A 23,422-nucleotide genomic window follows, 5' to 3' on the forward strand; every position below is an offset into this window, starting at 1 on the left:
GGGTTTAGCAAGGCTGGAACGCTCGGCGAGCCTTGCCAACACCTGGCTGCCAACTGCACTAAGCCCTTCGGCAAGGACATTGCCGCCGGCACCCCAAAGCGCGCCATTGGCAATCCCCAGGGGATACTCCCGCCAGTGTTGTAGGCGGATGCCCCGCCAAAAGCGCCACCCGCCGCGCCCCTAGCGGCGGTTCGGGCGGCAAAGCCAGTCAAGCCGCTCTCCGCCGCCGCGCCGATCCCTGCCCGACCCAGCAAAGCCACTACGCCCTTCGCCAGGCCATATCCGGTCAAGCCAGCGCCGAGAGCCTCCGCCGCCGAACCAGGCGATCCATGCCGAGCTTCGGGATTTTGAACCCGGCCCCAACGGCTCGCCGGAAGAGCGCGAGCAATACGCACGGCGCATTTTGAAGAATGCATCGGCGACGCCGGTCGTTAGATTGAATATCTGGAAACGGACCGCGCCCTCGTCGGCGCCGTAGATGTTGACGAAATCCTGTGCGGCTGGTTTCTCCTCGGGATATTCGCCCGTGCTGGCGATGACCGCCGGCGCATTCTGCTCTGCGAGTTGCACCCTGGCGCGGGCATCGACCATTTGCGCGGCCGTTGCCGTGTTGGCCTGATCTCGTAGCGCGGCAATATCACCGGGCGCCAAATAGGTGATGGCGTCGAGGGGTGCAGTGGCCGTGTTGCCATCCAGCGTGTCGAGCTGGTTGCGCCAACCGCCTCGGCGGTCTCATCCTTGGCCCGGCCTCCAGCCTGCGCCGCCGCAAGCATCTCGGCAGCCCGCTTCGGATCCTGCGCGATCATTGCCTGGACCAGCGCCCTGGCCGTGTTGCTGCGCCAGGCCACTTCCGCCGCTTGCCGGGCGAGCGGGTTGCCGATCTTGGCGATCAGGTCGGATCCGCTCTGCCGGATCGCTGCGAAGGTCGCCGTGTCGTTCGGATCGCCTCGCGCAATGGAGCTGGTGGAGATGTTGTCGACCTTGGTCCACTCGGCCAGCTCATAGTCGTCGCGGCGCGCAAGCTGCTTCGCGGCCATGCGCTCGGAACCAGCCGCGCGCATCGCCTCCTTCTGCCTGGCGAAATTGGCGCGCTGGCTCTCGGGCATATCAGGCAAGGCATCGTCGAACAGCGCATCGAACAGGCCTGATTTGACCACCCGGCCGGTGCGCGGATCGACCTGGCCCCCGTACATCGCGTCATGCAGGCCTGCGGCGTCAGCAGGTGCTTTCGCCGTCACCTCGTCTTCCGCCTGCGCGATCCGGCCGTTGAACCGGCGGCGCGCGATCTCGGCGTCGAAGGCTTCCTGCTGCTCTTTCATCTGCTGGTAGCGCTCGGCGACGGCGGAAAGCTCGTCGCCAAAACCCTGCATCGCCCTGCCGACCGGCGAGCCCTCGGGATAGGAGACCGCATTGCCGGTATCGAGCCGGCGCTGGGCTATATGGAGCGGAAGGGTCGCCATTTAGGTGTTCCCCGCCCATGGAGCCCTGAGGGTCGAACCGCCGAAGGTCACCGACCGCGTTGGCGCGCCGGCGGTCGTGCTTGAGGCTGTCGCCTTCGTCGGGTCTTGGATTTTGGAGAGGCCGCCAACGAGCGCATTGCCGGCGTTGAAGATCGACGCCGTCACCGCCTGCCGGCCTGAGAAGCGCGAGATGGCAGCTTGGCTATTCAGATTGTTCTGGCGCAGCTGCGAGCTGTACCGGATCGCCTTGATGTCGATCTGGCCCTGCCGGGCATTGGCCGCCAGCACCTCGGCCGGCGAGCCTGCCATGCCGACGCCCGAGGCGCCGGCCTGGGCGCGCGCCTGCGACAGCAACAGGTCCTGCTTGTGGCGCTCCTGGCCCTGCTCGAAGGCGGCACTTTGCGCGTCGGCCCGCGCCTGCTGCTCGTAGGCCCTGGCCTGGGCGTCGGCCATCTGCTTCGACTGCTGGCCCTCGGCCAGCGCGCCGCCGACCGACAGTGCGGTGCCGAGAAGAGCGAGTGTGCACATGGTTCAGCCTCGTTCGCCCAAGGGTTTGCTTGCGGGGGTGCTTGCGGGAAGGAACTTGCTTTTGACGCTCCCGAAGCGCGTGACGTCGGCACGCTTGACTTCGGTGCGCTTGACCGGCGCGCCGAGCACCGGGCGCGGGTCGAGCGCGCCGCCGGGGCTGAGGAAGGAAAGCAAAAGCCTGTCGGCCTGCAGCGCCGGCCGGCCGAGCCGGGCGGGTGCGGCGGCACGCGGCCCGGCCATGGCGGTGCGCCGCGTGGTGGTCAGGTTGACCTTCAGCTCGGCGACGCCGGCGGCGTCGAACAGGCCGTTGGCGGTGACGATGGCGCGGGCCAGCGCATCGGCCTCGAACAGGTGCTGGCGCAGCTCTTCGACCAGCCGGTGGACGCTGCGCCAGCGCTCGCCGAGCAAAGCGGCCCTGGCCTTGATCTCGTCGCCAAGCGCGGCGATGTCGGCACGGGCCTCGCTGGCGGCGGCGTCAGTGCGGCGCTTGCCGGCGGCGTCGATGGTTCTTTCCAGCAGCGCGACCCTGTCGTTGCAGTCGTCGAGCGCGGCACGCGCGGCGGCCAGGTCGCCGTCGCCGAAGACCGCCCGGTCCTCGGCCTGCGCCAGCGCGCTTCTGCAGGCGATCAGGTCGTTGAGATCGGTGTCGAGCAAGGCGATGACGGCAGCGTATTCGGCAGCCGTCCGCGCCCTGCCGAGCTGTTCGGCATGGGGGGACGTCATGAGTGGGGTCCTTTTGGAGAGGAGTGAGAATGGATTTGCGCAGGGGAGCGCGGCACAGGAGCTGCCAATCTCCCCCCACGAAGGGGGAGATTGGCAGCTCCAGCGGCTCGCCGCTAAGGCTCCGCGTCGAACACCGGCGTCAAGGCGCGGATGGTGCAGGGCGTCGGGTTGACGTGGCGGATCCTCACCCTTCCCTGCCCTTCCCAGCTGTCGTCGATCGGCACCTCGACATTGCCGGTGAACAGCGTTGCCCGCCCATTGGGCGCGACAATCGAGGGCATCCGCACCGGCTCCCAGCGGCCACGCATGAAGGACTGGACTTCGAGCCCGGTGGTGTCGGTCTCGAGCAGTGACAGGATCACTTTCGCCACCTTCTTGCGGCGGCCGATGATGGAGCCGTCGCGACCGCCGACATCGAGCTCCAGCGTGTCGGCGCCGGCCGCATAGGGCAGGCCGAGCTGCCATTTGGCGGCGGCGGCCGATCCGGCCGGCAACGCCACCGTGCCGCCGCCGCTCACCGTCAGGCCGCGATAGACCTTGCCGTCGGCGAGCACATCGACGGACTGGCCGGCGAGGTGTACCGCGCCACTCACCGTGGTCACCGCGGCACCCGAGTAGGTCAGGCCGCAATCGACCTCGAAGGCGTCAGCGATCGCGCCATACTCGAACGGCGCGGTCTTGATCTCGATATAGCGCCTGGTCGCGCCGCCGATATTGCGCTTGACCACCAGCCAGAGATTGTCATTGCCGTCCTGGCCGGGGGTCACCGTGGCGCTCTCGACGGCCGCCCAGCTGGAGCCACTGAAGGTGCCGCCCAGGCGGTGCCGGTGCATGCCCCTGACATCCTGGGATGGCTGATGGGTGTAGCCGCCAAGCTCGCCATTGGCGAGCGGGAACCACAGCAACGGGTCGGGGTCGGTCTGAAAGGCGAGTTCGACCACGCCCTGCTTGGGGATATGCTCGGAAATCTGGCCGACATCATCGGAGGTGAAACGGCTCTGCGCGGTCTGCGTCAGCTCGGCGATCGATTTGCGCGAGCGGGTGACATAGAGGAACGACTGGCCGGCATCGACCGGGCGGATGCGGGCGCAACCGAAGGTGCGCGAACGCCGGTTCTTGAACGAGGTCGGCGTCAGCGCCTCGTCGATGCCCGAGCCCGACAGCGCCCGCACGCCGCCCGAGGTGCCGATCAGCAGCGCGCCGTCGGACTCGGCGATCCAGACGATGTCGTTGGCCTGGCCGCCGCCGGCCTGCACGAACTCCAGCGCGTCGTCGTCCTTCTCGCCCAGCGCGAAATTGTCGAAGTCGCCGGTGGCCGACGCATAGACCGAGAATTTGCGGCTGAAGGCCAGGCGCTCCTCGTAGAGCGAGCCCGACTGGACATACTTGCCGGGAACGAAGGTGCCGAGCCGCCAGCGGGTGATCGGGCTGAGGTTCGGCAGAGCGAAGCCATAAAGCTGGATGGCGACCACGGTCGTGCTGGTGCGCGCGATGATCTTGGCCCAGCGCCAGCGCCCATCCGAGCCGAACAGCCTGACGGCGCGGCCGACATCGCTGGTCTGGAAGCCGGTGCCGCCATTGATTCCGACGGTCGAGGAGGCCGTCAGGTTGAACGGCGTCTGGCTTGCGGCGGCGCGATTGAAGGTCAGTTCGGCGAAGTCGACATCGGTGGCGCCGTCGATCGCCTTCCATGTGAAGCGATGGTATTCGAATCCAGTCTTGTTGACGAACTCATAGAAGCGGGTTTCACCGGCGTTCCAGCCAGTCTCACTGGTTTGGCTGTCGAGCGCCACCCATGTCGTGCCGTTATTCGACCCCTCGAGCACCCAGTTGGTTGGCGTTCGGTCCTGCGTGCCGCCCGAGCGCGCGGTGAGCGTATAGTTTTCGACGATGACCTGCGCGCCGCCGGCCGTGCGGTAGGTGACGGAGCCGGCATCGCCGACAGTACCGACGTGACTGACGCTGTCTTTGTCGAACACTCTCCACGCGTCTGTGGACCCGCTGAAGCCGGACACCGTGCCGCTTGGCGCGGCGTTGGATGTCATCGGCGGCGTCAGCGAGCCATAGTCGGACGGTGAGAGCGTGGTCGCCGTGGCGTTGATCGGGTCATAGGGACCGTCGAGAAATTGGTAGTCGCTCAGCGCCCATGCGGTGTGCGCCGTGCGCGTCAGCACCTTGGTCGGGTAGTTCTCATGGGTGATCCACATCTGGTCCGCGGATTGCACGAATTGGAGGACGAACAGGTCTGCTTCGAGATACGGCGTGACCACCTCGACCGTGCCGACGCGGGCGCCATAGGCATAGACGCGGATATAGAGCTCGCCGAATTCGAGCGCGTAGGCCTGGTCGGCCGAGAAGATAAACGGGATCAGCCGCGTCTTCTTCGTCGAAATCTTCACCTCACCGGCAAAATAGGTGCCGCCGCGCTTGCGGATGCCGCCATGCGGCAGCGTGACGAAGTTCTCGCATTTGGCCAGTGCCGCCCGATAGAAATCGAGCGACGCGCGCGCATGCAGGCGCGGCGAGATCTCGCCGCGGGTGAAGACGTCCTGGACGGGATAGAGCGTCGTCATCAGCGCAAAACCCTGTTGTCGCCGCGCTGGCTCGCCCAGGATGCGCTGTAGAGCCGGCCGCCGCGCTGGATGGCGTTTGCATTGGTTGCGGCATCCAGCGCCCGGTCATAGGCCGAGCGGGCAATGTCGATCATGCCCGACTTGTGGGTCAGGGGATGCGCCACCTTGATGGCGAGTGCCGCCACCAGCACTTCGGTGAACAGCGCGTCCCAGTCGTTCGGGTCGGTGAGGTTGGCGACGTAGCGGATCGCCAGCGGCCCCGGCTGGTCGCTGTAGATCAGGTCGGCCTCCTGGCGCCACGAGACCGGAACGCCGTCGGGTTCGCCATTGCGGGTCGGTGGCAGCGGCCGCAGGCAGTCGGCGGGCAACTCATAGGCGAAGTTCAGCGTGCAATCGCCGCAGCCGGTATCCGAGCCCACGACCGTGGCGCGCAGGATCGCGAACACCCAGGCATATTTGGTCAGTTCCGCCTCGCGCGTCAGGTCGAAATGCAGATTGAGCAGACGCGCCGCCTTGACGTCCTGGTCGAGACTGTCGATCGGCGCCTCGTCGAGCACGGCGAGCGCCATGTTGGCGATGTCCAATGGGGTGATGGCCATGGGGCCTCCGTGAAGGATGTTGATGGGGCGGGCGTGAAAAAAGCCGCTGCGAAGCGGCTTGGGGATTGGATGGCGATATTGAGAGATCGCGCTCTACGGCGCCCCCGGCAGGACAGAGGGGGGCGCGAAGGAATGCTGTCTGATTGAGATCCATCGATGGGGCGGGCGCAACGCCCCCGCCCCCTCGCCTCGGCCCGATCAGGCCTCGGTCGTCCTCAGCGCGATGAACGTCATCGCCTTGACGCTCGAGGCGGTGCGGTCCCAGTTGGCCGCCAGCGCCAGCTCCGCATCGGTGGCGAACTCGCCGGCCGAGGAGGCGTCGAGGAAGCGGGTGCCGGGAACATGCGGGACGAAGTGCCGGCGCCCCACCATTTCGGTGACGCCGCCGCCATGGCCCTGGCGCGGCTTGCGGTCGAACTCGAGCGGCCCGCCTTCGGTGTTGACCGGCAGCTCGTTCCACAGGATCGCCTTGTCCTTGAACATGAAGGCGGTGTAGACGCCCGCCACCACCGGAATGTCGTCGTCGACCACGGCCCGCAGCCCCATGTAATAGGGGATCAGCGGCCCACCCTGCTGCGACGACGGCACGTAGTCGATGAGGTCGGCGAGCTTCAGCGCCTTCATCTGCTTGGAGTGCATCCAGATCGTCTTGAACTTGTCGGCGCGGTCGCCCATCAGGTAGGCCGCCTCGATGATGTCGGTGTCGACGATGGAGGCGCCGGTGGTGCGCACCAGGTCGCCGCCGTCATTGGCGATGTTGTCGGCGACGACACCTTTCAGGATGCCGAGCAAGGTCAGCTTGTTGGCGCGCTGCCAGTACTCGGTCTGCCGCTTGACGATCAGCTTCTGCGGATCGTCGCCCGCCAGGATCGAGGTCAGGTCCGGAACGCCCCACGCCTGGGCGCGGACATTGCGGGCGGCGACCTCGCGGCGCGAGCCGATCTTCTTCATCTCGATGGAATCGGCCGGATCGTCATTGACCGGCTCGGACGGGTCGTTGCCGAGATCCTTCCAGCCGGGCATGTCGACGGAGCGGCCGCCCATCGACAGTTTCGAGGCGATGGCTGGGTCGGAAAACAGGATTCCGGCCTGGTAGATTTCGAGCGACTGGACATGTTCCTCGAACGCATATTGCGCATAGACGGACGGAACGATCGCGTCCGCGATACGGGTGTAGGCATCTGCCATTTTTCTCTTCCTTCAGGTTGGTTTGGCGGAGAAGGTGTGTCGGGATTCAGGTCAGGCCGAGCCGAAAACGGTGGCTTTCGAGAACCGGAGCGGCGCGGACATTTGGGTCCGTGAGCACCGGAAGCGCGGAAAGCCGTCGTTTGCAGGCCGGCATCACCTGAATATCGACACAGCTTTAGAGGGGGTTGTTGGGCATCCATTGATCCGGATTTTCTCCGGCCTCGCGGGCCAGCCGCCGGGCGCGGGCGGGGTCGCTTTTGACGAGGGCTGAAATCGCCGAAATGTTGCGTTCGCCGGCGGCGTTGCGCTTGAACGGATTGCCTCCGCTGAAGGCAGCACCGCCGTCGATCGTGTCTTCCGTGAACATCGCCTCGCCAATGGCGTGGAACGCCTTGGCGATCTGCGGGTCGGTCAGCGCCCCGTCAGGCAGAAGGATGCCCTTCACCTTGTAGGCGTCGACCAGGCCGAGCTTCTTCATCGCCCGGTTGGCGACCTCCAGCTTCTGGCGAAAGCCGTCGCTGTCGGTCGGCCCCCAGTCGCGGACAAGATCGTCATGGGTGGCCTCGACCGAGCGGGCGAGCGCGATCTCCCGGCGCGCGGCCTGCTCGGCCATGTAGCCGATGAACTTGTCGTGATAGGCCTGCGCGATCTTCGGCGAAGCACCCGCTTCGACCGCCCAGGCCTTGGACGCAGTGGCGAGCTCGTCCGAATAGGCGAAGTTTTCCGGCAACCCTTCCGGGCGCCGGTATTCGACCTTCTCGGACGAGGTGAGCGGACGCATGGCCTCGGGCAGCCGGGCATGAAACCGGTCCCAGTCTTCCCGAGATGCGTCCGAGGCGGGAACGCGCAGGCTCTCACCCTGCTGCCGCTCCAGTTCCGCATAGGATGTGAAAACCCGATCGAGGCTTTCAGGCTTGGTCCAGCCCTTGGTTTCAGCGAGCTTGCGGTTGCCTTCGGAAAGACCGTCAAACCAACTTTTGGCCGGTGGCGCGGCGGACCCATTGTCCGCACCGGCCGGTGGCCGTACTGGGTTGCCCGCCGGCCGCATGGCCACGGACCCGGCGTCTGCCAGATCTGTCATGTGAGATTTCCTTTCTTCTCCTTCTCCTCCTGTGGGAGAAGGTGGATCGGCGCGCAGCGCCGAGACGGTTTGAGGGGTGTTGGAAGAAATGAGGCGTTGATGAATCCGCGCCTAGGCGCGACTTCGGACCGAGGGATGCGTCAAGCTGGAACACCCCTCATCCGACCGAGCTTCGCTCGGCCACCTTCTCCCACAGGGGGAGAAGGGAGAGCGTCAACGTCAGCGCCGCAAATCGGGCTTAGGGCATGTCGAGATTCCGGTCAGGCCGAGCCGAAAATGGCGGCTTCGAGAACCGGAGCGGAGCGTACGTTTGGGTACGTGAGCACTGGAAGCGCAGAAGACCGCCGTTTGCAGGCCGGCCTCACCGGAATATCGGCATGCGCCTAGACATTATCGCCCCAGTTCTCCCAGAGCAGCGTGATCGTCCCCGTCACGGCAATCGTCCCGTCGGCATCGATGTCGGTGCCGGTGGCGAAGGCGAGGTTGAGATAGAGATCGACGGGCGTCGTGGTGCCATCGAGCGTCGCCGCTGGCGCGATGTCGGCGGTCGAGGCGGTGGAGAGCGCGGCACCGGCACCATCCAGTGTGCGGGCGGTCGAGGCCAGCACATTGACCATGGTGCCGGCCAGCGTCGCGCTCGATGCCGGCGCCGAGCCTAGCGACCAGGTCAGTGCCGCATTGTCGTTGATGGTCGAGGCGCGGGTGCCGAGCACCGCGAACTGCAGCCGCGCCGTGCCGCCCTTGATGCGCACCTTGCCGTCGATGAAGTCGAAGATCTTCTGGCTGGCATAGGCCAGCGCGTCGGTGACAGGGACCGGCATGCCGGCGAAGGTGAAGACGGTGCGGAAGGCACCGCCCTGCCCTGTAGTGACGGCTTTCAGGCCGGGTTTGGGCGGGGCAAGGCCGGCCTCGCGGGCGGCGGCGCGGACAAGTGTTCGGGGAAGACCTCGGGTCATTTCATTTCTCCATTGTTGGGTGAGGAGTGGTGCGCACAGCGCATGGGACGCCAATTGCTTGGCTTTCCTGATGAGGAACGCCCGGAGCGACGGCGGAGGGCCGGCGTAGGCCAGGGCGAACCGCCAAACCTGAATCATCTTGACAAAGGTTTGGCGCTATCGCCTTGTTCGAAAGGGTTGTTTTCGCCTCTCGGTCTATCAACGCCCGAGAAACCATGACTCACTTCGTGAGAAAGCGCGCCGCCGTTCCGCCGCAATGCAACCGCACTTGACTGGGCATCGGCCCGCGTGGCCTCAAAAGGAGGTTCTTCAGATGATCATCAAGAAAGCGATTTTGGCCGTCCTCATGACCGCGGCACTTGCGGGCTGCGAGACGCAGACCGAAGGCCAGCAGCGTGCCACCACCGGCGCGCTGGTCGGCGGCGCCGGCGGCGCTCTCGTCGGCCAGGCCATCGGCGGCAACACCAAGAGCACGGTCATCGGCGCGGCCAGCGGTGCCCTGCTCGGCGCCGTCGTCGGCTCAGCCACGACACCGAAGCGCCGCGGTGAACAGATGTGCCGCTACCAGGCCCGCGACGGGCGCATCTACACCGCGCCCTGCGACGACCGGTACTACAACGGCGACTATTGAGGCGCCAGCGCCGGTCTTCCCTTCTCCCCTTGTGGGAGAAGGTGGCCGTGCAGCGGCCGGATGAGGGGTGTTCCAGAAAGCACCAGCGTCTCACTCCGTCCAGCATCCCTCATCCGTCTCGGCGCTAACGCGCCGATCCACCTTCTCCCACAGGGGGAGAAGGCAAGCGCTTAGGACTGCGCCCCGCGCCGCCTTCTCCAGCGCCACCAGCTTCGCAACGCTTTATTGGCGCCCGTAAGCGGCAAGGCATTTTTTCCATGTCGCTGCGGCTAGGCGCGGAGCTGTGAAGCTAGTGAACGGCAGGCAGGATAAGGGGCGCAATCACCGCAATTCCAATCAAACATTCAATTTCTGAAATTTTCGTCCACGAACATCTCGGCAAATTTCTGAGGTGGCAGGGTCACGTCGTTGACGCGGCCGATTTCGAGATTCCTTGCCCACATATCCCGGATGGCCGCCGGCATTTCCTCGGGCATGTGCATCGACCGGGCTATTGCGTCGTGCCATTGTCCGTCGCCGCCATAGATAGATTGCAATTTGGGGCCTATCCTTTTTAAGCCATCCTCCGACTCTTGAGAAAGTTCTCCGATCGCCCAGAGCACATAAAGCTCCAGCAGCCTGAGCAGCGGCTGTCCGTCATAACGTGGGTCAGTCGTCACGCATCATAGGTGGCGTAGTAAATCAGTCTTTCGCAGACGGCCGACAGGCTGGGCTTTTCTTTCAGCGATGCAACCCAGCCCTCGGTAACCTCGATCGCAATGTGGATTTCGAGAAAGTATGTCAGACCCTCTTTGGCTGCCTCCGCTGGCACCAATGCCCCTTCCGGCTGAGGCGCAACCATTGCATCTGAATTTTCGGTCCAAGGCTCCGACACATAAATCGTGTCCGCCTCGTCAAGTTCCGACAACCGTCCAACGATATCCAGTAACTTCATTATTTGCCCCATAAAGATATCCTCCCCGGCGCTTCGGATGTTGTGTTTTCTGGAAGATAGTGATGCCAAGTATAGTCGGGGGGGGGGCGCTCTGCGGGGAACGAGTCCTCTCTTTGTCCGCTGAAGGTTAATTCCTGCTTCTTGCAGAATTTTCGCGAAATCTGGCTCTCTTTCCATTAGCACCAACAGGGCTTCGTTGGCTGCCTGGAAATGGCGCGGGCGCGAAACATTCGGGTACAATGCCGGATCGACCCTTGCTGCGCGTAAACAGATCCTGCCCTCCGAGTTCGACCTTGGCCCTTTGGGCGCAATAGACGTACGAAGTCACCAGGATCATTCAATCCTTTTCCGGCTCGTCGAATGAACGAATCCCGGCTGACTCATTGCCGAGCCGCTCAAACACGTCTAGGGCACGTTCTGAGACGACAAGCTCGTGGCCGGGAGCCATGCCGAAGTCGTCATGTCCCGCCTGCCCATGGATCTTCATCCAGACGAAAGATGGAAGGTTCGTCCTTGGCTGCAGCCTTTGAAACAGCTCTGAGGCTGTCACCTCGACATCGGCAAACGTTACCCCTGATACACCTATCTTCAGCAATTCCCGCTCAGCTTCTTCGGTGACAAGATAGCAAGGAAAGCTCGTTATCAGGACATCGCCGATCCAGACATCGACTTCATAGTGGAGTTTGTGCACTATCGGCGGGTGAACGCGGTTGTCGAGAACTGTATTTCTGCCAAAGTCACCAGCGACAAATGGCTTTACGCAATAATAATCCATTACTCACCTACATTTTTTCCGACAGGCGGCACGAAATGATGGCCATATTTCTTATCCATCATTGTTGAATGGTCCAGAAGCTGCTGCTCCGTTGGGTTCGGGTACTTTGCGTAGAATTCGCTATTTTCAGCCCTGAGGATAACAAGGTGCAGAATATCGTTTAAACCCTTAGGGATCCCGCGAAGATTTTCGACTGAGTTAATCTTTTTCTCCGATATGAAATTTGGAAACCTCTTTAGTAATTGCTGCTCCGCTTGATGATGAATTACCAAATCCTCGATATTTACGCCCGGGTTCGCCTGAGAATACCCTTTCCGGTAATTATTTGTAGTCGCCTCGCCAAATTTTGCGCCGGGGTGCTCTACGCGGTTGGGGTCTCTGGCGAATAGCTCGCTCGCCACTTCGGCGATCATCTTGCGGTCCAGCTTTGACTTCCGAGGCGAACGGGTCGTCTGGCGTCCGCCTTGCGCGAGGCTGGGTGTCGTAACGCCGGAGAGGGCGTTGGAGTCAGCGACCAGAGGCTCCCCTGCGGCATTAAGCGACGTCGTGGGTTGCTTGGAGACGTTCTCTGGCTGTGGCTTTGCCGGTATGGCTCCTTTTGCGCCTTCGCCGGCACCTAGCTTCTCAACCTGCCTAGAAGCGACTTTAGACGTTGGTATATTTGCGGCTTCCAGATTGCCGATGGATTGTTCAGTTCGCGCCGCTGCTCCGGAACCAACCGCCTCAACCGCTCGCGCTATCCCTTCCTCGGCAACAGCAGCTCGACCAACTCCAGGCCACGGTATCGCCCAACCCAACGCATCAGACCCCTGATGCATCGCCAGATTCTCAACACGGTTCGCCGGGTTGTAATAGGCACCCTTGTAGTCTGGAGGGCTGATCGTTCCTCCGGACATGCCGTAGGCAACCCAATCGTTTACGTTGGCCAGGGCAATCCCTGCATTGGCAGCGACCTTGCCAAGGCCTTTCGCATATGATGCGAGCACCGAGAGCGTCGAAGGGGCCTCGTAGCCAGCACCCGGAATGATCCAGCCCAGATCGGCATCGGCCAGTTGCTGGGCCACGGCTGCTCGAGCAACAGGGCCTGACGTTCCCGCAAGCAGCGTGCTTACCCTCGAATTTTCGTCCTGCTGATAAGTACTTTTGCTGTCATAATTCTCGGAGAGATCACGGATAATGGACAACGGCACGGGCTGAGGGTTCTCAATACCCAATTGTTCCTGCGCAGCGACAGACATGGCTATCGCTTTGTCATAGGCGTCCTTGTCATAGCCGTTTGGATCCTCAAGTCCGCCGCCGATCACGGCTTTCCAGGCGGCAGCGATATTGGGGAACACTTCGCTGACGTAGCCGCCGGCATCGGCTCGCCTGTGATTCATGACCAGCCCTACCGCAACGGCGGTCGCCTCACGGCGCGCCTGGTCTTCCGGCGAACCGTTCGGCCCGGGCTCGGCATCGCGAAGGGCGGCATGGATCGCCTGGCTCGGCATGGTGCGCATGCCGAAAACTTGCCTGCCGACATCGGTCCACAAGTCGAAATCCCGGAAGCGTTTGTCGCCCTCGTCGAGCCCATAGGCGATCCTGAAGGCATCCCGGCCGGGCACCTTGCCGGAATAGGTGCCAGTCCGTGCGATAGCGCCCGGCGCGTTCTGCTCGGCAAGACCGATGTTGGTGCGAAGCTCAACCTGCTGAGCAGCATTAGTCGCCTGCGCCTTTTGGGTCAGCGCTGCCTGTTCCGGTGGGGAAAGGTCGTTCTGAAACGCCCGCGCCAGCATTTCATCCGGCGTCTGCTTGCCGACGCGGTCACCTTTCCCCGCCGCTTGTGCGGTATCGCCGATGGCATCGCTGCCGGAGGCCGGCGTCCCAACGCCGAACAACTCCAGCGCGCGCTTCGGGTCCTTGGCGATCAGCGCTTCGAAACGCAGCTTGGCGGCGGTACCGAACCAGTCCTTGACCTTCTGCTGCCTGATCCCCGGGTCGAGACCCATCTTGTCGATCAGGTCGAGCCCCTGCTGGCGGGCCGCTTCGAAGGTGACGTGATCGTCGGGATTGGCGTTGCCGATGGCGATGGCGCTGGTCTTCAGCGCCGTGTCGACCTCGGCCTGCTCGTAGTCACGACGCCGCTGAAGCTGCCGTGCCGCAATGCGCAGCGAGCCGGCTTCTCGCATCGTCTCCTTTTGCCTGGCGAAAGCGGCGCGCTGGCTCTCGGGCATGCCGGGCAAGGCAGCGGCAAACAACTTGTCGAACCGGCCAGTCTTCACCACCCGGCCATTGTACGGATCGACTTGGCCATACATGGCGTCATGCAGGCCGGCACCGTCGGCCGGCGCGTTCGCCGTCGCCTCGTCTTCGGCCTGCGCGATCTGGCCGTTGAACCGCCGGCGCGCCAGTTCGGCGTCGAACGCCTCCTGCTGGTCCTTCACCTGCTGGTAGCGCTCGGCGACGGCGGAAAGCTCGTCGCCAAAACCCCGCATGGCGTCGCCGATCGGCGATCCCTGCGGGTATTGCACCGCATTGCCAGTATCGAGCCGGCGCTGGGCAATCGTGAGGGGGATGATGCTGACCATTGACCGTTCCCTGATCGAGTGGCTTTGAAACAAAGGGACAGCTGCGCTGGCGATCACGGCGGATCGCACGCTGGCGGCTGCGTTTGCGGGCTTTGTCGGGTCGGAGGGTCTTGAAGAGACCAGTCGCTGCGCAGTTGGCCGGAACGGACTTTGCCGTCCCAAGGCGGAGCAGGGAGCGAAGCGACGCGGCGCCCCCGGGATCACTGCCGCGACCTCAGAGCGCTTCTACGGCGCGCATTCTGACGTGCTGCGCTCCTCGGCTGATGTCGCGGCACGGATTATCAAGTCGGGGCCGGAGGCGCCGTGACCACGCGGGGCTTGCACTGCAAAAGTGCCCTACCTCTCCTCCGCCCGCGCCGCTCTCTCCAGCGCCGCCAGCTGCGTCTCGTCCAGGGTCAGAAACCCCATGATGTGCTGCACCACTTCGGCACGCGCATTGCTGAGCGCGCTGTGCAGCTCGAAGCCTTCGGGCGTTCTGGTCCTCGCCATCCATTCGCCATAGGACGGCCGGCGGTAGTAGCCGACGGTCGCCGCGAGGTCGGCCAGCACCATCTCACCGTCCTCGCCGGAAAAGACGCGCAGATACGCCTTGGTCAGCGCGTCCCGCGCCTTGGCCGGGCCGCCGGCCTGGCCGGAGCGGGCGAAGCGTTTGCCGCTCATGCGCCGCCTCCCGCCGGCGCCTGGCCACCCGGTGTGCCTTGCCCGGTCTGAGCGCCCTGCCCGCCAGCCGCGCCCTGCAGCATGCCTTGCAAGCCATCGAGCAAACCGCTGTCGCGCGCCTGCACTGCCGCCGGCACGGCATCCTTGGCCGCCTTGCCCGCGGTGGCGATCGCCGCCATGCCGGCCTGCGCCTGGCTTGCCTTGGCGCGCGCATCGCGCATGCCGTCGACCTCTTCCTTGCGGCGGAAAATGCGCTGCGGGCTGCGGCTGGCGCCCTGCACGATCTTGATCGCCTCGTCGCTGTCGATGTTGTCCATCACGCCCGGATCGAACTGCGCAATCTGCATGGCCGTCGTCACCACCTGGATGGTGTCGCGCGCTTCGGCCGAGCGGCGCAGCACGTCGAGCGGGCCGGTGAAGGTCGGCCGCACCGCCTTGCCGGCCAGGCTCGCCGGCGGCAGGAAGCGGCTGTCCTCGTCATAGAGCCCCTTGTCCTCCAAAATGCCGAGCTCGCGGTCGAGATTGGTGGCAAAGCCGGCCTGGATGATCGAGCCGGAAGGGCCGAGCAGCGCGCCCTTTTCCTCCTGGCGGATCAGCGCTTCGGTGGCCGTCATCTGCGGGTTCTGCACCAGCGTCTGGAACAGATTGACGAACATCATGTCGCGGATCTCGTCGGCGCGGCTCTGCGCATAGTTGAAGGCATAGGTCGGATTCTGCCCGGTCGAGATCGGCACGATCATCGGCCTTCCATTGTCGTCGATCAGGCCGGGATAGTTCTCGCCCGGGTTGAGCACCGGCACATAGTCGAGCCTGGCTTTCGAGGCGGTCGCCGGATCGGTGATCTGCTGCAGCGCGCGAAGCCCCGAGCGGCGCACGGCATTTTCCTTGCGCACGGTCGTCAGCGCCTCGATGGTCGGCGAAATGCCGTAGGGGTCGCCCTCATAGCGGCGCCAGTTGAAGGTCGACACCGGGAAGGTGCGAAAGCCGCTTTCCCTGACGATTTCCTCCTCGTCCTCGATGACATGGTAGGAGGCAAAGGCCGTGTCGAGATACTGGGTGTGGCCGCCGAGCCTATACATCTTGCGCTCGTCGCGCGGCTGGATGCACTGGACCAGCGAAATCCTGGTCTCGCACTTGGCCGGATCGTCGACCAGCACCTTGATGCGTGCCGGCAGTTTCTCATAGCCGAGCAGCTGCGCCGCCTGCCGCGCGGTGCGCTCGTAGCGGCGGTGGAAAATGTCGACCTGGCCCCAGCGGTTGCGGCTGAGATAGCCTTCGACCACGGGGATCGAGGCATAGCGGATCAGCGTCGAGCCGAACCCCTCCTCGGCATAGAGATAGGCCGGGCCATAGCGCACGACATTGCGCAGGCAGGCCTGTGTCGCCGGCACGAAATTCGAATTGGCGGAGTAGCGCAGCGAGAACAGGAAATCGCGCAAGGCTTCCGCCCATTCCTTCTCCTCGTCGGTCTCCTCGTCGTTCATCTGCGCGGTCGACAGCCCGTGCCATTTTTCCGACTGCGGAATGATCAGGCTTTCCAGCCCGGCGGCGAGCCGGTTGGCGGCCGAGTTGATGGTGTTGGCATAGACACGCGCACCGCGCCGCTCCTGGCGTTCGGCCTGCGAATCCGCCCCGCCGCCGCGCCGGCCGCTCCAGATGTCGGGTGCATCGGGGTCGCAGAACTCCGCCACCTGCTCCCACACCGCCTCATACTGGCTGCGCTCGCTTTCGAGCTCGGACTGGCGGGACAGGATATCGCGGGCACGGGAATCGGTCATGTCAGATCTCACTTTGTTTGGCGCGACGGCATCGCGGCCCTGTCATTCTTTTGCGCGGTTCTCGGTCTAAGAAGGTCTCGCGGCGGGTTTTTGGAGGAGGTCGATGTGACGACGAGAAGCCTTGCCGGCACCCTGAAAAACCGTGGCAAACAGGTGGCCAAACGGCTGCTTGGCTATGATTCGCGCAACTGGCTGCGCATCCGCCAGATCGAGGCGTTCACGCTCTTCCTTGAAGCCGGAAACCGCAAAGCCGCCGACGTGATCGAGATTTCGCCCGGCTGGAACCGCACCTGGCGGGCGATGTGCCCCAACTACCGCTGCGTCGATTTCCCCGACTTCGACATCTGCAAGGACCGCACCGACGAGCAATATTCCATCGTCATCGCCGACCAGGTGCTGGAACATGTGCAGCGGCCGCTGGCGGCGGTGCAGAACATCCACGCCATAACCCGGTCCGGCGGCTGGGCGATGGTGGCGACACCCTTTTTGTTCAGGGTGCACGCCAGGCCGCACGACTACAACAGATGGACCCCCGCCGGCCTGAAGCAATTGATGGTCGAGGGCGGCTTTTCCGAAGCCAGCGTCAAGGTCCACGGCTGGGGCAACAAGGCCTGCGCCAGGGCCCACATCGGCGGCCCCGTCCGCGCCTACGGCCTGTGGCGCGATCTCAGCAACGACGAGGAATACCCGCTGATGGTCTGGGCCTTCGCGAAGAAGGGGTGAGCGGTGGATCTGCCGATCTCCCCCCTCGTGGGGGAGATTGGCCAATCACCGCCGCTTTACCAGCCGTGCATGCCGGCGCCAATACCACCACGCCAGCACGCGCTTCCTGAAACTGCGCTTCATCGCGGTCATGATCAGAGCCCCAGAAGCACGCGGCGCTGGCCGGTGAGGCTGCTTGGCGCGAGATCGGTCTTGATGGTGCTCAGCGTTCCTTGGCGCTGTTCGAGCTCAGCCTGGAGCGCTGCCTCGCGCGCCTGCACATCCTTGTCCTCGGCCGTCGGTGTCGGCGGCAGCGGCTTCAGTTCCGGTGGTTTTTGAAACAGGCACATGGGTCCAACCTTCTCTTGTCCAGTCGTAGAGGAAAAAATCTTCGCCGTTCCGGCCGTAGCCCGGCAGCCGGCAGCGTTGCGTCGCGCCGAGCCGGCCAAGCCAGCGCAGCGCCAAATCATTGGCGGCCAGCGCCCGGGCCTCCACCCGCCAGGCACCGCGTGCCGCGACTTGGGGTCCAAGTACGGCGTTAAAAAACGCGGTAATCCCCGGCACGCAGCGCCTCATGCGGCGCGTGCCCCAGCTCCAGGCGATCCACAACCCGCCACGCTGTTCGGCGGCGCCAAACCCGGCCTCCGGATTGCCGTCGAGTTCGGCGACATAGGCAAATCCCTGCAGCGCCGTCAGCGCCAGCAAAGCCGGCGACCATTGGTCGAGCTGGCAGTCGATCTCGGCGCGGTCTTCCGGGCGCAGGTTCGCGGCGATGTAGGAGAGGTCGCGCAGCGTAGCGGGGATGATGCGAAGGGTCATGAGCAGGCCGGAGCGATAGAGTGCGCTTCCTGTTTTTGGGCGGAGTCTCGAAGGCCCGCGCACTTGACCGGCCCCGTCGCCGGTGACCTACTTCGGACATCGAACGCGCAGCTATCTTTCATCCGACTGGAGGAGACGGGCGAATGGACATTCGAGCGACATTGACTGAGCTATGCGACGCCTTCAACGCGCACGATCTCGATCGCATCATGGCGTTCTTTGCCGACGATTGCGTCCTGGAGATGCCGAGGGGAGCCGAGCCTTGGGGCACGCGTTGCGAGGGCAAACGCAATGTACGAGACGCGCTGGCGACACGCTTCGAAAGCCTGCCCGATGTCCACTACGGCAATGGCGAGCATTTTGCGGATGCAGCCGCCAATACCGGCATATCGAAATGGACCCTCACCGGCACCACCCGCGACGGCACGAGAAAGGAAGTCCACGGTTGCGACTTCTACACGTTCCGCGACGGCAAGGTGATCCGCAAGGATTCCTACTGGAAGATCGTGGAGTAACCCACGGCGTCGGCTTCTTCGAATTACGAATTGAATTACGGTGACAGTGCACTATTCGCCGGTCGGGCATGTAAAAGTGCACTGTCACCGTAATTCTACTGGCCATCGTAAGGCTCGATCATAGCGAATGGAATTCCCAATGATTCCAGCAAATCAAGAACGCGCTTGGAGATGACGAGGAGATAATTCGCTGCGATCCCGAAGTCATCGCGGCCTGCCTTCCCATTCACTTTCAACCAGACGAAGGGTGGAAGTTCCTGCCCAGGTTGATCCTCATGAAACTCTTCGGATGTTGTCACTTCGACGTCAGCGAACGTCGCACCTGAAAAGCCCATCTTCTGCAGTGCGCGTTGGGTTTCTTCAGTGACGAGGTAACACGGGAACGTCGTAACGAGCACATCACCAAACCAGCCCTCTACCTCGTAGTGAAGCTTGGTCACAATCGGCGGATGGACGCTCGAGTCAAGAACGGTGGGGTTGCCAAGCCCACCGGCGACGTTCGGTTCTATGTAAAAATATTGCATCACTCACCTATTGGTGGATTGAACAGATGTCCGTACTTTTTGTCGATGTAAGTGACGTAGTCCAGCACTTGCTGGCGGGTTGGCTGCGGATGCGACCTATAAAATTTATTCCATTCGAATCGAAAATCAGTCTTGTGCAAAAGATTATCTAATCCTTTTGGTATGCCGCGAAGATTTTGAAGAGAGTGCATCTCATCTTCAGCAACAAGGTCGGAATATCTGGTCCATATTTGTCGCTCTGCAGTGGACGACAACCTCTCCCTCCAGATTCGGGTCGCGGCAGGGCCGGACCGCATCACATACGTACCCGCCACCGCGTTTGCGGGTTCCGTCGGATCAAAGGGTCTTGAGAGGCCCTGCCAGGGGGAGATGGCCGGAACGGACTTTCGTCATCCACGGGCGGAGCAAGGAGCGTAGCGACGCGGCGCAGACCCGAGGATCCATGCCGGGACTCTCGAGCGCCGCAATGGTGCAGAATTTCGCTCCGCTGCACTCCACGGCAGAGGTAACGGAATGGATCCCAGGGTCTCCGCGACGCCGCTGCTTCGCCTGGGATGACGAAGCAACAACTCTTCGCGTCCTACCGAAACGCCCCCAACGGATCAGTCTGTCCCACCGGCCGTCTCGCCGCCCTGAACTCCGCCGGATCGACCACCGCTTCGCGCAACATCATCACGCCATAGCGGGTCGCCGCCATCAGGTCGTCGCGCAGCTTGACCACCTGGCCGTCCTTGCGATGGAAAAGCCGAAACTCCTCGAACCAAGGCGCAAGCGTCGAAAACACCTTGAAGCGGCCGGATTGCATGCGGTCGAGCATTTCCATCAGCCCGGCCTCGACCGAGACCGAGCCGTCCGGGAATTGCGCGTGGCGGGTCAGCATGTTCAGCCCGTGCGCCGCATATTGCCGGGCGAGCGCCACGCCCGCCCCTTCCAGCGTCTCGCGGCGGCCGTCGCGCGGCCAGGCAAAGGGCAGCCATTCGCCCCACGGTTTGAGCGTCAACGCCTGCATCGCCGGCGTCTGCTGCGAGGCGCGGGCTGCCTTGGCGACATAGACGACATCGGCCTCCGTGTCCCAGGCAAGCTCGACCGCGGCCGACGGATGGTCCCAGCCGAAGTCGAGCGCCCCGATGCGCGGCCAGTAGCGCGGCAGCTTGAACGGCTCGCAGGCGATCAGCGCCTCGGCCACCGGAAAGATGCGGCCCGAGCCCAGCACCGGAATGCCGCGCGCGCGGGCCTCGCGCTCATGCGCCGGATAGGCGGCCACGATCGCCGCGCGCTCCTGCGGCGAATAGTGCTCGGCATCGTCGATGGTCATGAAGGTGACGTGACGGGTCATGGCGATTTCCTGAATCACCTTGTGAGGTGGCGGCGGTATGATGTTGTATTGATATGATTTTCTTGACCTGACGCGCCGGTCTTCCCTTCTCCCCCTGTGGGAGAAGGTGGCCTCGCGAAGCGAGGTCGGATGAGGGGTGTTCCAGCTTGGCAAAGACGGCAATCCGTCCAACACCCCTCAACCGTCTCGGCGCGCTGCGCGCCGATCCACCTTCTCCCACAGGGGGAGAAGGGAAGACCGGCGCCTCACCCCTTCCCCATACCCTCCACCTCTTCCGCCGACAGGAACAACAGCACCACATCCGACATGCCGAGTAGCGGCGTGAAGGTGACGATGGTGATGCCGCCGGTGGCGTTGGTGCGGGTCAGGCCTTCGGAATAGATGTCGAGCGGCGGCTCTTCGTCGAACCAGACGCCGTGCAGCGTCTCGCCCTGCCATTTCTCGCGGCCCTTCTCGAAACTCTTGAACGACAGCACCGATTCATCGGCCTGCACATCGCCGCCGCCGCCCCAGCGCACCACGACGCTGTCGAGCGCACCGGGCGCGCCGCGTCCCATGGCGGTCTGCACGATGGCGTCGGCCGGGATCATGCCGGTGCCCCAGGCCGCCTGCTGCTGCGGCGGGCCGACCAGCACGCGCTGCGGATTGTCGCGCGTGCCTTCGCCGGTGACGCCAGCCGCCCAGAGCCGAACCGCGCTGTCAAAGACCTTGCCTTGCCACCACGAGGGATAGCGGCCGGTCAGGTGCATCGCCCACTCGGCGCCCCCGGCCCTGGTCTTGCCGAGCTGGTTGCCGGCCATGAACAGCCGTTCGCGGTGTTGCGCACCCGCGGCATGGAATTCGGCCTGGCGTCGATACGGAGCGTAGGCGGCGAGCTGGTTAGTCCGACGCCGTCGGTCCAGTTCCGCCAGCAGCGCCAGATATTCCGTCCTCGCTGCCGAGCTCTTCAAGGAACGGCTTGAGGGCGGCTTCGAGGCCGCGGATGCGGCTGCGGATCTCGTCATCGCTTAAGCCGTCCAGATGGTTGATCGAAACATGTAAATCCTTGGGCAGCACCGAAAGCACGATCTTCAGATACTGGTCGGGCTTGTCGGCACGCACCTCGGCGATGACGCCGGCGCCATGGGCGCGGAAATCGGCGCGCACGGCGGCCAGGAAATCATCGCCCAGCGTCTTTTTCGCGCGCTTCGGCGAGCGCTTGGCGGGGGGCTTGGCGGCGGGTATCGCGGTCCGGCGCTTCGGCGTCCGACGAGCCGCCGGCGGCTTGTCAGCCATGCCCGGCCTCCATTGGTTCTGCGGCGGTCGGGGCGGATTTCGCCGCCCTGGATCTCGAGCGAGCGGATTTTTTCGTCCTGGATTTCACCACTTTGGATTTCGCCGCCCTGGATTTCGCCACCCTGGATTTCGACCGAGCGACACGTTTGCGCGGTTTCCCGGCCGCCCGCGCCGGCTTGGCCGGGCCGGCCTTCGCATCTGTCGTGCCGGCCGGTGCTGCCGCTTCGGAGCCCGCTACGCCGGGACCCGCCGCACCAGATTGGCCGGCAAGGCGCAGCCGCTTCATCAGCCGTGCCGCCCCTGTCGCTTGGTCGCTGCTACCCAGCGATCCCGAGGCAAACCCGAAGCCGCCGACCGCATCGACCGGACCGCCACGCACCATGCCGATGAGCACGCCGGGAACGACCTGCTCGACACGGCCAAGATGCACCTGCGGCGCCGCCCCCTCGAACTCGCCAATGGCGCTGACGACCTCGCGGCCGTCATCCCCGGTGATGATGGTGGCATAGCGGCGCATCGTTCGTCTCTTGATGGCTTGTTTTATTTAGTTCATCACAGACGAGTCGCGTCGCCGTGGCTAATGGCCAAGCCCAGATAGAAAGTGACACCGATTGCCTCGATACCACCCAATCAGCGTGACGCGACCTTTCAGGTCGTCAAGCGAATTTCAAGTTTCGACGGGGACCGGCAGGCGTCTCGGAGACACGGACGGCCTAGAAACAAAAAACCCGCCTCGGCGGCGGGTCGTTGGCGCAAATCAGCACCATGGACAAATTTATAGCATAGCTGCCCTCACCTGGTCAACGGCTTTCTGTGAAAAAATTCCTATTCCGGTTTCCCCGATAAGAAACCGCGCAGGTTCTGGCGCATTGCCAAAGGGCAGCCGGAAAAACAAAAAACCCGCCTGCACGGCGGGTCTGGAGGACGTGGCGCAAATCAGCACCATGGCCGAAACAATAGCACAACTGCCCCCACCGGACAACCCGATCGGCACAGGATCGGACGTCCAGGATCGGGCTTTTCGGGCCGGCTGGTCATTAGCCGGCAGCTGTGGAATCATTAGCTGAAGCGCATGGAATGATTCCCGTCACGGCCTTGTGGGAGAGGGGCGATGGACAGACCAGCCATGGCATCCGTGTTCAGGGTGCGGCATGCGCCGGCCACGGTTTCGGGTGTGCGCAGCACCGGCCAGGGCCAGGCGGATCCGATCATCCGCGTGCGCTCGCTCGGCGAAGCGATCCGCTTCGTCGCCCACGCTTTTCCCCAATACGATATCAGCGCCGTCGCCATCACCGCGGGCGATCCGTCGATCCCGCGCCTCGGTGGCCTGGAGGCGAAGGCGCTGTGGCGCGAATATGGCGAGCGCTGGAGCGAGGAGTAGGCCCCTTGCCCGTGGCCTACCTTCCAGCCGAAACCGGCTCCGCGCCGCCCTTCGGAGCGGAAACGCGGCTCGCGCGTTTTCGACCATAGCCACGGGAGCAATCGCCATGAACGTCGCCAACCTGCAACTCGAAGGCCTGCTGATGGCCGTCGCATCGATCAACCACCTCCTGGTTCAAAAGGGGGTGCTGACAGCGGAGGAAATAGACCAGGCCTTGCGCAAGGTCGAGGCTGGCGAAACCAGCGAGCAGCGATCCGAAGGCATGTCCGCGTCAAGCCGTGACGCCGTCAGCTTTCCGATACGGCTGCTGGAGCTCGCCAATCAGTGCCAGCCGGAGGCGGACATGCCCTCTTTTTCGAAGCTGGCCCGCATGGTCGGCCAGATCAAGGAGCCCTACAACGACCAGATGTGAGGACG

The 23,422-nt window shown here is 63.9% G+C and carries 24 protein-coding genes and 1 pseudogene; 5 read left to right on the forward strand and 20 right to left on the reverse strand.

All coding sequences use genetic code 11. From position 1 onward, the window contains the following. Nucleotides 1-431: 431 nt before the first annotated feature. The 8 genes from ACFSQT_RS06670 to ACFSQT_RS06705 all read right to left on the reverse strand — a co-directional run bounded on the left by ACFSQT_RS06670 (nucleotide 432) and on the right by ACFSQT_RS06705 (nucleotide 9,108). Nucleotides 432-1,460 (reverse strand): hypothetical protein, encoded by a 1,029-nt coding sequence (locus ACFSQT_RS06670; protein WP_379017671.1) that lies wholly within the window; start codon nucleotides 1,458-1,460, stop codon nucleotides 432-434. Continuing rightward, nucleotides 1,461-1,988, reverse strand: a complete 528-nt coding sequence (locus ACFSQT_RS06675; RefSeq protein WP_379017672.1) for a hypothetical protein — start codon at nucleotides 1,986-1,988, stop codon at nucleotides 1,461-1,463. A 3-nt stretch (nucleotides 1,989-1,991) separates the two neighbouring features. Continuing rightward, on the reverse strand, nucleotides 1,992-2,711 hold the full coding sequence (locus tag ACFSQT_RS06680; RefSeq protein WP_379017673.1) for a hypothetical protein: 720 nt from the start codon (nucleotides 2,709-2,711) through the stop codon (nucleotides 1,992-1,994). Nucleotides 2,712-2,824: 113 nt separating this feature from the next. After that, a complete protein-coding gene (locus tag ACFSQT_RS06685) occupies nucleotides 2,825-5,284 on the reverse strand; it encodes a phage tail protein (protein ID WP_379017674.1) in 2,460 nt (819 codons plus the stop codon). After that, nucleotides 5,284-5,883: a phage connector family protein gene (locus ACFSQT_RS06690; protein WP_379017675.1), complete on the reverse strand. Its 600-nt coding sequence runs from the start codon at nucleotides 5,881-5,883 to the stop codon at nucleotides 5,284-5,286. The genes ACFSQT_RS06685 and ACFSQT_RS06690 overlap by 1 nt, the downstream gene beginning before the upstream one ends. 198 nt (nucleotides 5,884-6,081) lie before the next feature. Then, entirely contained in the window at nucleotides 6,082-7,071 is a 990-nt protein-coding gene (locus ACFSQT_RS06695; RefSeq protein WP_379017676.1) for a Coat protein, read from the reverse strand. Nucleotides 7,072-7,246: 175 nt separating this feature from the next. Next, nucleotides 7,247-8,152 (reverse strand): hypothetical protein, encoded by a 906-nt coding sequence (locus ACFSQT_RS06700; RefSeq protein ID WP_379017677.1) that lies wholly within the window; start codon nucleotides 8,150-8,152, stop codon nucleotides 7,247-7,249. Between the two features lie 383 nt (nucleotides 8,153-8,535). After that, nucleotides 8,536-9,108 carry a hypothetical protein gene (locus ACFSQT_RS06705; RefSeq protein ID WP_379017678.1) on the reverse strand — a complete coding sequence of 191 codons (573 nt, stop codon included), beginning with the start codon at nucleotides 9,106-9,108 and terminating at the stop codon, nucleotides 8,536-8,538. A gap of 313 nt (nucleotides 9,109-9,421) precedes the next feature. On the opposite strand from ACFSQT_RS06705, the gene ACFSQT_RS06710 reads away from it, so the two are divergent. Beyond that, on the forward strand, nucleotides 9,422-9,739 hold the full coding sequence (locus ACFSQT_RS06710) for a YMGG-like glycine zipper-containing protein (protein WP_379017679.1): 318 nt from the start codon (nucleotides 9,422-9,424) through the stop codon (nucleotides 9,737-9,739). A 344-nt stretch (nucleotides 9,740-10,083) separates the two neighbouring features. On the opposite strand, the gene ACFSQT_RS06715 is transcribed toward ACFSQT_RS06710, so the two are convergent. The 6 genes from ACFSQT_RS06715 to ACFSQT_RS06740 form a co-directional block, all read right to left on the reverse strand. Continuing rightward, entirely contained in the window at nucleotides 10,084-10,398 is a 315-nt protein-coding gene (locus tag ACFSQT_RS06715; RefSeq protein WP_379017680.1) for a hypothetical protein, read from the reverse strand. Next, nucleotides 10,395-10,673, reverse strand: coding sequence for a hypothetical protein (locus tag ACFSQT_RS06720; protein ID WP_379017681.1), 279 nt, complete (start codon nucleotides 10,671-10,673; stop codon nucleotides 10,395-10,397). Before ACFSQT_RS06720 ends, ACFSQT_RS06715 begins: the two co-directional genes overlap by 4 nt. Before the next feature lie 337 nt (nucleotides 10,674-11,010). Beyond that, nucleotides 11,011-11,448: a hypothetical protein gene (locus ACFSQT_RS06725; RefSeq protein WP_379017682.1), complete on the reverse strand. Its 438-nt coding sequence runs from the start codon at nucleotides 11,446-11,448 to the stop codon at nucleotides 11,011-11,013. Next, a complete protein-coding gene (locus ACFSQT_RS06730; RefSeq protein WP_379017683.1) occupies nucleotides 11,448-14,015 on the reverse strand; it encodes a hypothetical protein in 2,568 nt (855 codons plus the stop codon). Before ACFSQT_RS06730 ends, ACFSQT_RS06725 begins: the two co-directional genes overlap by 1 nt. Before the next feature lie 336 nt (nucleotides 14,016-14,351). Further along, nucleotides 14,352-14,675: a Bbp19 family protein gene (locus ACFSQT_RS06735; protein WP_379017684.1), complete on the reverse strand. Its 324-nt coding sequence runs from the start codon at nucleotides 14,673-14,675 to the stop codon at nucleotides 14,352-14,354. Beyond that, a complete protein-coding gene (locus ACFSQT_RS06740; RefSeq protein WP_379017685.1) occupies nucleotides 14,672-16,453 on the reverse strand; it encodes a portal protein in 1,782 nt (593 codons plus the stop codon). Before ACFSQT_RS06740 ends, ACFSQT_RS06735 begins: the two co-directional genes overlap by 4 nt. Nucleotides 16,454-16,558: 105 nt before the next feature. Here ACFSQT_RS06740 and ACFSQT_RS06745 point away from each other — a divergent pair, with 105 nt between their 5' ends. After that, nucleotides 16,559-17,176, forward strand: coding sequence for a class I SAM-dependent methyltransferase (locus tag ACFSQT_RS06745; protein ID WP_379017686.1), 618 nt, complete (start codon nucleotides 16,559-16,561; stop codon nucleotides 17,174-17,176). 228 nt (nucleotides 17,177-17,404) lie between these two features. On the opposite strand, the gene ACFSQT_RS06750 is transcribed toward ACFSQT_RS06745, so the two are convergent. Further along, entirely contained in the window at nucleotides 17,405-17,974 is a 570-nt protein-coding gene (locus tag ACFSQT_RS06750) for a hypothetical protein (protein ID WP_379017687.1), read from the reverse strand. Nucleotides 17,975-18,117: 143 nt separating this feature from the next. Between ACFSQT_RS06750 and ACFSQT_RS06755 the strand changes: the two genes are divergently transcribed. Next, entirely contained in the window at nucleotides 18,118-18,489 is a 372-nt protein-coding gene (locus ACFSQT_RS06755; protein ID WP_379017688.1) for a nuclear transport factor 2 family protein, read from the forward strand. 95 nt (nucleotides 18,490-18,584) lie between these two features. Here the strand turns inward: ACFSQT_RS06755 and ACFSQT_RS06760 are convergent, their stop codons facing one another. From ACFSQT_RS06760 to ACFSQT_RS06780, 5 genes and pseudogenes are all read right to left on the reverse strand, one after another. Next, a complete protein-coding gene (locus tag ACFSQT_RS06760; RefSeq protein WP_379017689.1) occupies nucleotides 18,585-19,013 on the reverse strand; it encodes a hypothetical protein in 429 nt (142 codons plus the stop codon). 580 nt (nucleotides 19,014-19,593) lie between these two features. Beyond that, nucleotides 19,594-20,349 carry a phage terminase large subunit family protein gene (locus ACFSQT_RS06765; protein ID WP_379017690.1) on the reverse strand — a complete coding sequence of 252 codons (756 nt, stop codon included), beginning with the start codon at nucleotides 20,347-20,349 and terminating at the stop codon, nucleotides 19,594-19,596. 223 nt (nucleotides 20,350-20,572) lie between these two features. Beyond that, nucleotides 20,573-21,299, reverse strand: a pseudogene (locus ACFSQT_RS06770) (terminase large subunit domain-containing protein); the annotation flags it as partial. Beyond that, on the reverse strand, nucleotides 21,229-21,624 hold the full coding sequence (locus ACFSQT_RS06775; protein WP_379017691.1) for a hypothetical protein: 396 nt from the start codon (nucleotides 21,622-21,624) through the stop codon (nucleotides 21,229-21,231). The pseudogene ACFSQT_RS06770 and the gene ACFSQT_RS06775, both read right to left, overlap by 71 nt. Then, nucleotides 21,617-22,141 carry a hypothetical protein gene (locus tag ACFSQT_RS06780; protein WP_379017692.1) on the reverse strand — a complete coding sequence of 175 codons (525 nt, stop codon included), beginning with the start codon at nucleotides 22,139-22,141 and terminating at the stop codon, nucleotides 21,617-21,619. Before ACFSQT_RS06780 ends, ACFSQT_RS06775 begins: the two co-directional genes overlap by 8 nt. A 594-nt stretch (nucleotides 22,142-22,735) precedes the next feature. On the opposite strand from ACFSQT_RS06780, the gene ACFSQT_RS06785 reads away from it, so the two are divergent. Together ACFSQT_RS06785 and ACFSQT_RS06790 are read left to right on the forward strand one after the other, a co-directional pair. Continuing rightward, complete coding sequence (locus ACFSQT_RS06785) at nucleotides 22,736-23,005, forward strand: hypothetical protein (RefSeq protein ID WP_379017694.1); 270 nt, start codon at nucleotides 22,736-22,738, stop codon at nucleotides 23,003-23,005. A 106-nt stretch (nucleotides 23,006-23,111) separates the two neighbouring features. After that, entirely contained in the window at nucleotides 23,112-23,417 is a 306-nt protein-coding gene (locus tag ACFSQT_RS06790; protein ID WP_379017696.1) for a hypothetical protein, read from the forward strand. Nucleotides 23,418-23,422 lie beyond the last annotated feature (5 nt).

The organism is Mesorhizobium calcicola, from assembly GCF_042682105.1.
Lineage (GTDB): Bacteria > Pseudomonadota > Alphaproteobacteria > Rhizobiales > Rhizobiaceae > Mesorhizobium > Mesorhizobium calcicola.

Excerpts from the sequence above, each read along its gene's own strand:
- ACFSQT_RS06705 (WP_379017678.1), bottom strand. The coding sequence starts at position 9,108 with ATGACCCGAGGTCTTCCCCGAACACTTGTCCGCGCCGCCGCCCGCGAG.
- ACFSQT_RS06735 (WP_379017684.1), bottom strand. The coding sequence starts at position 14,675 with ATGAGCGGCAAACGCTTCGCCCGCTCCGGCCAGGCCGGCGGCCCGGCC.
- ACFSQT_RS06685 (WP_379017674.1), bottom strand. The coding sequence starts at position 5,284 with ATGACGACGCTCTATCCCGTCCAGGACGTCTTCACCCGCGGCGAGATC.
- ACFSQT_RS06730 (WP_379017683.1), bottom strand. The coding sequence starts at position 14,015 with ATGGTCAGCATCATCCCCCTCACGATTGCCCAGCGCCGGCTCGATACT.
- ACFSQT_RS06700 (WP_379017677.1), bottom strand. The coding sequence starts at position 8,152 with ATGACAGATCTGGCAGACGCCGGGTCCGTGGCCATGCGGCCGGCGGGC.
- ACFSQT_RS06780 (WP_379017692.1), bottom strand. The coding sequence starts at position 22,141 with ATGCGCCGCTATGCCACCATCATCACCGGGGATGACGGCCGCGAGGTC.
- ACFSQT_RS06755 (WP_379017688.1), top strand. The coding sequence starts at position 18,118 with ATGGACATTCGAGCGACATTGACTGAGCTATGCGACGCCTTCAACGCG.
- ACFSQT_RS06790 (WP_379017696.1), top strand. The coding sequence starts at position 23,112 with ATGAACGTCGCCAACCTGCAACTCGAAGGCCTGCTGATGGCCGTCGCA.
- ACFSQT_RS06710 (WP_379017679.1), top strand. The coding sequence starts at position 9,422 with ATGATCATCAAGAAAGCGATTTTGGCCGTCCTCATGACCGCGGCACTT.
- ACFSQT_RS06670 (WP_379017671.1), bottom strand. The coding sequence starts at position 1,460 with ATGGCGACCCTTCCGCTCCATATAGCCCAGCGCCGGCTCGATACCGGC.
- ACFSQT_RS06690 (WP_379017675.1), bottom strand. The coding sequence starts at position 5,883 with ATGGCCATCACCCCATTGGACATCGCCAACATGGCGCTCGCCGTGCTC.
- ACFSQT_RS06695 (WP_379017676.1), bottom strand. The coding sequence starts at position 7,071 with ATGGCAGATGCCTACACCCGTATCGCGGACGCGATCGTTCCGTCCGTC.
- ACFSQT_RS06725 (WP_379017682.1), bottom strand. The coding sequence starts at position 11,448 with ATGGATTATTATTGCGTAAAGCCATTTGTCGCTGGTGACTTTGGCAGA.
- ACFSQT_RS06750 (WP_379017687.1), bottom strand. The coding sequence starts at position 17,974 with ATGACCCTTCGCATCATCCCCGCTACGCTGCGCGACCTCTCCTACATC.
- ACFSQT_RS06680 (WP_379017673.1), bottom strand. The coding sequence starts at position 2,711 with ATGACGTCCCCCCATGCCGAACAGCTCGGCAGGGCGCGGACGGCTGCC.
- ACFSQT_RS06765 (WP_379017690.1), bottom strand. The coding sequence starts at position 20,349 with ATGACCCGTCACGTCACCTTCATGACCATCGACGATGCCGAGCACTAT.
- ACFSQT_RS06720 (WP_379017681.1), bottom strand. The coding sequence starts at position 10,673 with ATGAAGTTACTGGATATCGTTGGACGGTTGTCGGAACTTGACGAGGCG.
- ACFSQT_RS06785 (WP_379017694.1), top strand. The coding sequence starts at position 22,736 with ATGGACAGACCAGCCATGGCATCCGTGTTCAGGGTGCGGCATGCGCCG.
- ACFSQT_RS06775 (WP_379017691.1), bottom strand. The coding sequence starts at position 21,624 with ATGGCTGACAAGCCGCCGGCGGCTCGTCGGACGCCGAAGCGCCGGACC.
- ACFSQT_RS06675 (WP_379017672.1), bottom strand. The coding sequence starts at position 1,988 with ATGTGCACACTCGCTCTTCTCGGCACCGCACTGTCGGTCGGCGGCGCG.
- ACFSQT_RS06760 (WP_379017689.1), bottom strand. The coding sequence starts at position 19,013 with ATGCAATATTTTTACATAGAACCGAACGTCGCCGGTGGGCTTGGCAAC.
- ACFSQT_RS06740 (WP_379017685.1), bottom strand. The coding sequence starts at position 16,453 with ATGACCGATTCCCGTGCCCGCGATATCCTGTCCCGCCAGTCCGAGCTC.